Below are 9698 nucleotides of genomic sequence, written 5' to 3' on the forward strand. Positions count from 1 at the left end.
CCCTGACATACACCCTTTCCCTACCAGACGCTCTTCCGATCTGGCGTGGCGGTCACCCGAATCGGTACAATACGCGCGTTGTCCGCGCCGTCGGAGCAGCCCGCGATCGCGTGGCGCGACGCCGCCGGCGCGCCTCTCGCTCTCACGTTGCACGGCTTCGACCACTTCCATGCAGACTGACCCGACGCCCGCGCACACCGCGGCCGAGCCCGGCGCCGCATCCGGCGGCAACGCGCCGCGGCGCGCGACCGCGCGTTTCATGCTGTCGCACCCGGCGCACATCGTGTCGCTCGGCTTCGGCAGCGGGCTCGCGCCGATCATGCCCGGCACGTTCGGCTCGCTGTTCGGCTGGCTGACGTTCGTCGTGCTCAACCGCTACCTGACGGTGCCCGAATGGTGGGCGCTGATCGCGGCCGGCTTCGTGGCCGGCACATGGCTCACCGGTTTCACCGCGACGAAGATGGGTTCGGCTGATCCGGGCGCCGTCGTCTGGGACGAGATCGTCGCGATCTGGCTCGTGATGCTGTTCGTCACGCCCGCGACCTTCGTCGGCCAGTTGTGGGCGTTCGTCGCGTTCCGCTTCTTCGACATGCTCAAGCCGCCGCCGATCCGCTATGTCGACCGCCGCCTGAAAGGCGGGCTCGGCATCATGGTAGACGACCTGGTCGCCGCGTTCATGACGCTGCTCGTGATCGCCCTGTGGCGCTCCGTCGTCGGCTGACCGATTTTCCGACTCCCGTTTCCCGACGCGCATGCCAACCGATTCCGTCGTCCATCAGCTTGCGATCCGCGCAGGCAACAAGCTGCGTGACGAGCACCTGACGCTCGCCACCGCCGAATCCTGCACCGGCGGCATGATCGCCGCGGCGATCACCGATATCTCCGGCAGCAGCCAGTGGTTCGAGCGCGGCTTCGTCACGTACTCGAACCAGGCCAAGATCGAGATGATCGGCGTGCCGCCCGACCTGATCGACAAGCACGGCGCCGTCAGCGAGCCCGTCGCGCGCGCGATGGCCGAAGGCGCGCTGCGCAACAGCCGCGCGCAGGTCGCGCTGTCCGTCACCGGCATCGCGGGCCCCGCGGGCGGCAGCGAGAAGAAGCCGGTCGGCACGGTGTCGTTCGGCTGGAGCAACCGGCTGCATACCGACGTCGAGACGCTCGTGTTCAAGGGCGACCGCGAACAGATCCGCACGCAGGCGGCCGCGCATGCGCTGCGCGGGCTGCTGAAACTGCTCGACGAGCGCGAGGGCTGATCGGGCCGGGGGCGCGCGCCGCGCCCCCGCCTGCCCGCTTACTGGATCGCGTCGGGCTTCACGACGATCCAGTTCTTGTCCGCCGTCACCGGCAGGCCGAGCGACTTCTGCCGCGCGGCCGATTCGTCCGACCACGCGCGGATCTGCGCCATCTGCTTGTCCTTCTTGTTCACCCACACGCGCACGCCGCCGCGCGCGACGTCGGTCGCGTTCAGCAGCATGTAGCCGTCGGACGTCGGCGTGTCGCCCGCGACGAGCACCGGCTTCTTCCACTGGTCGATCCAGCCGACGATCGAGCCGAGCTTGCCTTCGTACCACGTCATCGGGTTCATCAGGAACGGCGTGATCACCAGGCTGCGGTTCGCGGCCTCGTCGTACTTGCCGGCCTTGATCTGCAGCCGCGAGGTGGTCAGCGCGCCGGTCGCCGGGTTGCGCAGCAGCGTCGTCACGCCGATCACGTTCTGCGGCTTCACGTTGTAGCCGTACTTCGGGTCGGACAGCACGAGCCGCGCGAGCTCCTCATGGGCGGCCGTCATCACGTAGACCTCGATCCCGTTCTCGCGCAGCGCGTTGTACAGCTCCTGCATCCCGCGGAAGAAACGCGGCGGGTTCACCGTGCCGTCGACCACCTTGTCGCCCTGCCAGTAGCGGATCGGGATCGGCTTGCCGTCGGCGAGCATCGCGTCGACGTGGCGCTTCAGGTCGGCCAGCGACAGCCCGGCGAACGCCTGCGCGATCCACGGGTAGCAGACCAGGTCGTCGATCTCGCACAGCCGGTAGTAATAGCTCGTCAGCGATTCCCGGTAGTCGGCGGAATCCTTGAACGGGATCAGCTTCAGCGACGGGTCGAGCGTGTCGCGCGTCAGCACGCCGCGGTTCTCGAGGTACGGCAGCAGGGACTCCTCGAGGTCGTAGCGGTAGGTCGTGTTGTCGGCGTCGAACACCGCGTAGTCGCCGCGGTGCGCGTGCGCGGCGATCATCGCGTTCAGCGCCTTCGCGCTGTCGGCCGGCCAGTGCGAGAGATCCGCCGCATGGGCGAAGCTCATGCACAACGACGCGGCTAGCGCGCTCAGAAGACGTCGGGACAGCTTGGGCATGGCGTCGCTCCTTTCTTGACATTTTCGTGACGGATCGATGACAAGCGGGAGCATCGCGCGATTGGCGCACGGGGATGCGGTGCGGAAGCGACGGGAAGTTGTCCGCGTGCGCCAGCGCGGGCCGGGCGGGCGGAGGAGCGGAAAAACGGGAGGAAAGCGCCGGGCTCGCGCGTGGGAGCCCGGCGGAACCGGCTGCCCGGACGGGCAACCGGTGCAACCCATCAACGATGCGCGTTGATCGTGTCGCGCGTCTTCTGCGCGGCGAGCGCCGCGGCTTCGGCGAAATCCTCGCCCTTGCTCGCATACAGGATCGCGCGCGACGAGTTGATCATCATGCCGGTGCCGTCGGCCGTGCGGCCCGCGTTGACGGTCGCCTGCACGTCGCCGCCCTGCGCGCCGATGCCGGGAATCAGCAGCGGCATGTCGCCGACGATCCCGCGCACGATCTCGATTTCCTTCGGGAACGTCGCGCCGACCACGAGGCCGAGCTGGCCGTTCTTCGCGTTCCACTTGTTCGCCGCGAGATCCGCGACGACCTGGTACAGCGGCCGGCCGTTGGTGTCGAGGAACTGCAGGTCGGAGCCGCCCGGGTTCGACGTGCGGCACAGCACGATCACGCCCTTGCCTTCGTGCTCGAAGTACGGCTCGACCGAGTCGTAGCCCATGTACGGGTTCACCGTGACGGCATCCGCGCGGTAGCGCTCGAACGCTTCGCGCGCGTACTGCTCGGCCGTGCTGCCGATGTCGCCGCGCTTCGCGTCGAGGATCACCGGCAGGCCCGGATGCTGGAGGTGGATGTGCGCGATCAGCCGCTCGAGCTGGTCTTCCGCGCGATGCGCGGCGAAGTAGGCGATCTGCGGCTTGAACGCGCTCGCGTATTGCGCGGTTGCGTCGACGATCTGCCGGCAGAATTCGAAGATCGCATCGGGCTGGCCGTCGAACTGCACGGGAAAGCGCGACGGCTCGGGATCGAGGCCGACGCACAGCAGCGAATTGGTGCGCTGCCACGCGGCGCGCAGCGATTCGATGAAAGTAAGCGGGGAAGACATGGCGGGTACTCGCGGCAAACCGTTGGTAGACCGCGTATTTTACCCGCGTCGCCGGCGCGCCTCGCGCGAAGCCGCATTGCCGCGCGCATCGGCACGCTCGACGGTGAACGCGAAACGCCGCGTGAGCCGCTCGCCGGGCGCGAGCAGCGTCATCCCGTGCGCGGTCGCGCCGCCCGGCAGGTTCACCGCGTTGATCGGATGATCGACCGGCTCGAAGCAGAAGAAATCCTCGCCGGGCGGCGTATAGAGCACGTACGCGTCGGCGTCGGCCGCCACCGTCAGCGACAGCCCGCGGCGCGGCCAGCTCACCGTCGCGTGGCCGCCCCAGCCGGTGAACGCATGATTGACGAGCGCGGCCGGCAGCGGATACGCGACGCCGAACTGCCAGGCCGGCGGCACGCTCACGTGTCGCACCGGCAGGAAATCCGCGCCCGACAGCCACAGCCCGCCGGCAGCCGCGGCCAGTTCGGTCGCGGTATCGCGCACGAGGAACGGATGCACGCCGAGCCCGAACGGCAGCCGCGCACGCCCCGCGTTCTCGATCGTCAGCGCGATCGACAGCGTCGCGTCGTCGAGCTCGAACGACTGGATCGCGCGGAACGCATACGGCGCGCCGGCGGTGCGATCGAGCGACAGTTGCAGCGACGTGCCGGTCGCGTCGTCCACCTGCCACCGCGCGAGCCAGCCGTCGCCGTGGATCGGCAGCGGCTCGTCGCGACGATTGCGCGGCACCGCGACCTTGCGCCCGTCGCATTCGAAGCGCCCGTCGCCGATCCGGTTCGAGTAAGGCAGCAGCGGATAGCACGCGAGCTCGTTCGGGTCCGTCGCCGTCTCCGGGTGCTCGCAGCGGCGGAACACCGGCATCAGCGCGCCGTTGTCGCCACGCCAGTCGAAGCGCGCGATGCCGCCGCCGAGATGCGGCAGCACGTCGAGCCGCAGCAACGCATTCGACAGCGTGACGGCCGCCGCATGCGCGGCGCCGACGCCCTGCGCGAAGGCTGCTGTCTGCGGGCCGGGGCTGACCGGCTGCGCGGCGGCGGCCAGGCGCGCGCGGCGCGACTGGCTGGTGGACGACGATGCGCTCGAGGACGTGGCGGTCATGATGAACTCCTTTCCTTCGTCGAAGAATCGATGCGGGTCGTGCGGACGGTCAGGCCCAGCCGCCGTCGACGATCACGTCCTGCGCGGTGATCATCCGGCTGTCGTCGGCCGCGAGAAACAGCGCCATCCGCGCGAGATCGGCGGGCAGCAGCTCGGCGTCGAGGCACTGGCCGGCCTTGATCGCCGCGCGGCCCGCGTCGTCGAGCCACAGCCGGCGCTGCTTGTCGGTCATCACCCAGCCGGGCACCAGCGAATTCACGCGGATGCCGAACGGGCCGAGGTCGCGCGCGAGGCCGCGCGTCAGCCCCTGCACGGCCGCCTTCGCCATCACGTAGACGGGATAGCCGCCGTTCTTCAGCATCCAGCTGATCGAGCCGAGATTGACGATCGCGCCGCCGCGCTGCTGCTTCATGTCGTCGATCACCGCCTGCGCGGCGAAGAACTGGTGACGCAGGTTCACCGCGATGCCCGCGTCGAACGATTCGGGCGTCACGTCGCCGATCGCGTGACGCGTGTCGTTCGCCGCGTTGTTCACGAGCACCGCGATCGCGCCGATGCGCGCGCGGATCGCGTCGATCGCATGGCGCAGCGCGTCGATGTCGGTCAGGTCGCACTGGAGGAACAGCGGCGCATGGCGTACGTGCGCGAGGCGTTCCGCGAGCGCGGCACCGGCCGCCGCGTCGAGGTCGACGAACGCGACGCGCGCGCCCTGCTCGGCGAAGTGTTCGACGAACGCCGCGCCGATGCCGGTCGCGCCGCCCGTGATCAGCACCGCGCGATCCTCGAGGCTCGGGTAGCGTGCATAGCGCGCGTGGCCCGCGGTGTGCGGGTCGTGCGCGGAAGTGTCGATGGTCATGCGGTTCGTCTCCGTAAAAGCGGATCGGGTCAGTCGCGGACGCCGCGGTTCTTCAGCTGGTCGAGCAGCACGGCCGCGAGCAGGATCGCGCCGCGCACGAGGTACTGGTAGAACGCATCGATGTTCAGCAGGTTCATCACGTTCTCGACGGTGCCCATGATCAGCACGCCGATCACGACGCCCGAGATCGTCGCGCGGCCGCCCATCAGCGACACGCCGCCGAGCACGCACGCGGAGATCACGTTCAGCTCGAAGCCCTGCGCGGCGTTCGGCTGGCCCGACGTGATGCGCGAGGCGAGGATCACGCCCGCGAGCGCGGTCACCGCGCCCTGGATCAGGAAGATGTACACGCGCGTGCGTTCGACGTTGATCCCCGCGAGCCGCGAGGCTTCCGGGTTGCCGCCGATCGCGAGCGTGTTGCGGCCATAGACCGTCTGGTTCAGCAGCACGCCGAACGCGATGAAGCACAGCAGCGTGACCCAGATCGGCAGCGACACGCCGAAGAGCGTGAGCCCGCCAAGCGCGATGAACGTATCCGACGACACGCCGACCGCCTGCCCCTTCGACACGATGAAGCCGAGCCCGCGCACGATCTCCATCGTCGCGAGCGTCGTGATCAGCGCGTTGATGCGCAGGTACGCGATCACCGCGCCGTTCACGAAGCCGATCGCGGCGCCGGCCGCGACCGCCGCGATGATCGCGACGAACGTGTTGTCGGTCGCGTTCAGCACCATCGCGCACAGCACGCCGGAGAACGCGACGGTCGAGCCGATCGACAGGTCGAAGTCGCGCGACGCGAGGCAGAACATCATCGTGCACGCGACCATGCCGATCTGCGAGATCGACAGCGCGAGGCCGAGCATGTTGTCGATCGAGAAGAAGTGATCGACGGTCAGCGACATCGTGATGAACATCACCGCGAAAATCGCGATCAGGCTGTATTCGGTCAGATGCTGCCACCACTTCTGGCGGTCGCTCTGCTGCGGCACCAGCGCGTCGGCCGACGGCTTCACGGCGGCGCTGCCAAGGTTTTCGTTGACTTGCATGATTGAGTCTCCTGCTCCTGCATCGCACGGCCCGCGCCGTGCCTGTCCGATTCGATTGTCGTGTGCTGCGTCAGGCCGCCTCGACGGCGCTCGTCTGCGGCAGCGCCAGGCTCAGCACCGCATGCTCGTTCGCCTGCTCGCGCGGCAGCTCGCCCGCGATCCGGCCTTCGCGCATCACGACGATGCGGTCGGACACGCCGAGCACTTCCGGCAGCTCCGACGACACCATCACGATCGCGCAGCCGCGTTCCGCGAGCCGGTAGATCACGTCGTAGATCTCGTGCTTCGCGCCGACGTCGATCCCGCGCGTCGGCTCGTCGAGGATCACGACCTTCAGGTCGGGCTCCGCGAGCCAGCGCGACAGGATCGCCTTCTGCTGGTTGCCGCCCGACAGGAAGCGGATCTTCTGCCGCCGGTTCGGCGTCTTGATCTTCAGTCGCTGGATGAAACGGTCGGCCGTTTCGCTTTCGGCCTTGCGATTGATGAAGAGCCCCGCGCGCAGCGAATGGCGGCGGCAGCTGATGTTGATGTTCTCCGCGACCGACGCGATCGCGATGATCCCCTCTTCCTTGCGGTCCTCGGGGCACAGCACGATGCCGTGGCGGATCGCGTCGCCGGTGCGCTTCACGTCGATGCGCGCGCCGTCGAGCGTCAGCGCGCCCGCGCGCCGGTGATCCGCGCCGTACACGAGCCGCATCAGCTCGCTGCGGCCCGCGCCGACCAACCCGAAGAAACCGACGATCTCGCCCGCGCGCACCGAGAAGCTCGCGGGTTCGCGCAACGCCGGGCCGTCGATGCCTTCGGCCGCGAAGCGCACGTCGCCGAGCGCACGCGGCGCGTAATGATAGATATCCGAAATCTCGCGCCCGACCATCTCGGCGACGAGCCGTTCGCGCGGCACGTCGGCCAGCGATTCGTGCGACGCGATCTTGCGCCCGTCGCGGAAGATCGTGCAGGCGTCGCACAGCCGGTAGATCTCGTCCATCCGGTGCGAGATGTAGATCAGTGCGCGGCCCTGCGCACGCAGGTCATCGACGAGCTTGAACAGCACTTCGGTCTCGCGATGCGACAGCGAGCTGGTCGGTTCGTCGAGCGCGATCACGCGCGCATTGCGCATCAGCGCCTTGCAGATCTCGACCATCTGCCGCTGCGCGATCGACAGCCGCCCGAGCCGCGCATCGGGATCGAGATCGACGCCCATCGCGGCGAGCCGCTCGCGCACGAAGCGCTTCGCCTCGCGCTTCCTCACCCAGCCGAACGCATTCGGCAGGCGGCCGAGCAGCAGGTTTTCCGCGACCGTCAGGTCGGGCACGTACTGCAGCTCCTGGTGAATCACCGCGATGCCGGCCGCGATCGACGCGGCCGCACTCGCGAACTGCACGGGCTGGCCGTCGACCAGCACGCTGCCCGCATCGGGCTGGTATTCGCCGCCGAGAATCTTCAGCAGCGTCGACTTGCCCGCGCCGTTCTCGCCCATCAGGCCATGCACCTCGCCCGCATGCACGTCGAACGAGATGCCGTCGAGTGCGCGCACGCCGGGAAAGACCTTGCCGATATTGTCAAAACGCAGTGCCGCTGACACGTCGTCTCCCTACTCTTGCAGATCCATCGATCGCCGGCTGCCGCGTGGCCGCCGCAGCCGGCAAGCCGCTTACTTCGACGCGAGCCCCATCTCGTCGCGCACCTTCGACACGTTGTCGCGCGTCGCGAGCATGCCGGTCGTCAGCGTCAGCGCCGGCGGTGCCTTGCCCTGCGTGATCCACGTGTACATCAGGTCCGAGGTTTCCTCGCCGTGGCGCTTCGGGCTGATGATCACGGTGCCGTAGAAGCCCGTCGGCTGCGGCTTCTTGAACTCGTTCAGCGCCGAATCGGAGCCGCCGATGCCGATGCCGATCATGTTGTCCGCCTTGAAGCCGCGCCCTTCCGCCGCGCGCACCGCGCCGAGCACCGCTTCGTCGTTCAGGCCGTACGCCACCCAGTGCTTGAACTGCGGATTCTTCGTGAGCGCGATGTTTGCCGCGTTGAAGGCGTTCTCGGTGTCGGTCTTCGCCTGCGGCGCCGCGATCACGTTCGCCTTCGGGAAGCCGGCGGCCACCAGCGCGTCGGTCGCGCCGCTGGTGCGGTCATGCGCGGTCGGCAGCTGCTCGTAGGTGATGTCGATCGCGCCGACGTCCTTCATGTCCCAGCCGCGCTTCTTGATCTCGGCCGCGATGCCGTCGCCGACCTGCTTGCCGATGTTGTACGCGGAGATCCCCATGTGCGGGACCGCCTCGATCGGCTTGCCCGCGCCGTCGACGAGGCGGTCGTCCACCGTCATCATCTTCAGGTTGTGCGACTTCGCCTTCGCGACGATGCCCGGCCCGAGCTTCACGTCGGGCGTGCAGATGATGAAGCCCTGCGCCTTCTGCGCGGACAGGTTGTCGATCGCGCTCATCACCTTCTCACCGGACGGCGCGCCGATCTTCACGAGCGTGAAGCCCTTCTGCTTCGCCGCGATTTCGGCGAACTTCCACTCGTCCTGGAACCACGGCTCTTCCGGCTGCTTCACGAGGAAACCGATCTTGACCGGGTCGGCCGCGTGCGCGACCGGGCTGCCCATTACCACCGCGGCCGCGGCCGCCAGCGTTACGAACGTTCTGCGTTTCATCTCCAGTGTCTCCTTGTTTTCATCGAACAGGATGCAGCCGCTTGTTGGTTTCGACGCAGCGTGCGCGCGGCCGTCGCACGTGCGGTCTTTCGAATCGTTACGTCAATCGCGTCAGTCGTGATACAGCGCCGCGCGCCCGCCATCGACGGTGATGCACGCGGCATTGATGAACGGCGCCTCGTCGGACGCCAGGAACACGGCCGTCATCGCGACCTCCTCCGGCCGGCCGATCCGCTTCATCGGCTGCAGCGCGAGCGTTTCGGCGCGCGCGGCAGCCGGGTCGGGTTGTGCGTCCCACCAGTCGCGCGTGAGCTGCGTCTCGATGTAGCCCGGCGCGATCGCGTTCACGCGCACGTTGCGCGCCGCGTATTCGATGCCGAGCGCGCGCGTGAGGCCCAGCACGCCATGCTTCGCGACCGGGTACGGAAAGCAGCCCGGGATGATCCTGAACGCGTGCGTCGACGCGATGTTCACGATGCTGCCGCGGCCGCGTTCGACCATCCCCTCCAGCGCCGCTCGGCAGCCGTGCCACACGCCGTCGAGGTCGACCGCGAAGCAGCGGCGCCAGTCGTCGTCGGTCATCGTCAGCGGATCGGCGAACACGTTGATGCCCGCGTTGTTCACCAGCACGTCGAGCGGGCCGAACGCC

At 68.4% G+C, this 9698-nt stretch carries 10 protein-coding genes and 1 pseudogene; 3 read left to right on the forward strand and 8 right to left on the reverse strand.

Annotated features, from left to right (window positions below):
* Positions 1-36: 36 nt before the first annotated feature.
* The 3 genes and pseudogenes from G3N98_RS35980 to G3N98_RS35990 form a co-directional block, all read left to right on the forward strand.
* Positions 37-180: pseudogene (locus G3N98_RS35980) on the forward strand (thiamine monophosphate kinase); the annotation flags it as partial.
* Positions 170-721, forward strand: coding sequence for a phosphatidylglycerophosphatase A (locus tag G3N98_RS35985; protein ID WP_206150791.1), 552 nt, complete (start codon positions 170-172; stop codon positions 719-721). The pseudogene G3N98_RS35980 and the gene G3N98_RS35985, both read left to right, overlap by 11 nt.
* A 31-nt stretch (positions 722-752) precedes the next feature.
* Entirely contained in the window at positions 753-1253 is a 501-nt protein-coding gene (locus tag G3N98_RS35990; protein WP_034186407.1) for a CinA family protein, read from the forward strand.
* 38 nt (positions 1254-1291) lie between these two features.
* On the opposite strand, the gene G3N98_RS35995 is transcribed toward G3N98_RS35990, so the two are convergent.
* The 8 genes from G3N98_RS35995 to G3N98_RS36030 form a co-directional block, all read right to left on the reverse strand.
* Positions 1292-2350, reverse strand: a complete 1059-nt coding sequence (locus G3N98_RS35995) for a phosphorylcholine phosphatase (RefSeq protein WP_089424460.1) — start codon at positions 2348-2350, stop codon at positions 1292-1294.
* Positions 2351-2571: 221 nt separating this feature from the next.
* Positions 2572-3399 (reverse strand): orotidine-5'-phosphate decarboxylase, encoded by an 828-nt coding sequence (gene pyrF, locus G3N98_RS36000; RefSeq protein WP_011350899.1) that lies wholly within the window; start codon positions 3397-3399, stop codon positions 2572-2574.
* Between the two features lie 39 nt (positions 3400-3438).
* Complete coding sequence (locus G3N98_RS36005; protein WP_089424459.1) at positions 3439-4500, reverse strand: aldose 1-epimerase; 1062 nt, start codon at positions 4498-4500, stop codon at positions 3439-3441.
* Between the two features lie 49 nt (positions 4501-4549).
* The gene (locus G3N98_RS36010) at positions 4550-5356 is read right to left on the reverse strand and encodes an SDR family oxidoreductase (protein WP_206150792.1); all 807 of its coding nucleotides are present in this window, start codon (positions 5354-5356) and stop codon (positions 4550-4552) included.
* A 29-nt stretch (positions 5357-5385) separates the two neighbouring features.
* Positions 5386-6402 carry an L-arabinose ABC transporter permease AraH gene (araH, locus tag G3N98_RS36015; protein ID WP_089439200.1) on the reverse strand — a complete coding sequence of 339 codons (1017 nt, stop codon included), beginning with the start codon at positions 6400-6402 and terminating at the stop codon, positions 5386-5388.
* Between the two features lie 70 nt (positions 6403-6472).
* Entirely contained in the window at positions 6473-7984 is a 1512-nt protein-coding gene (araG, locus tag G3N98_RS36020) for an L-arabinose ABC transporter ATP-binding protein AraG (protein WP_069247094.1), read from the reverse strand.
* Between the two features lie 69 nt (positions 7985-8053).
* Entirely contained in the window at positions 8054-9049 is a 996-nt protein-coding gene (locus tag G3N98_RS36025; RefSeq protein WP_039353007.1) for an arabinose ABC transporter substrate-binding protein, read from the reverse strand.
* Positions 9050-9160: 111 nt separating this feature from the next.
* Positions 9161-9698, reverse strand: a 538-nt coding sequence (locus tag G3N98_RS36030) for an SDR family oxidoreductase (protein WP_206150793.1), incomplete at its 5' end; no start/stop codon positions are given.

The organism is Burkholderia sp. Tr-20390, assembly GCF_017104595.1.
Lineage (GTDB): Bacteria > Pseudomonadota > Gammaproteobacteria > Burkholderiales > Burkholderiaceae > Burkholderia.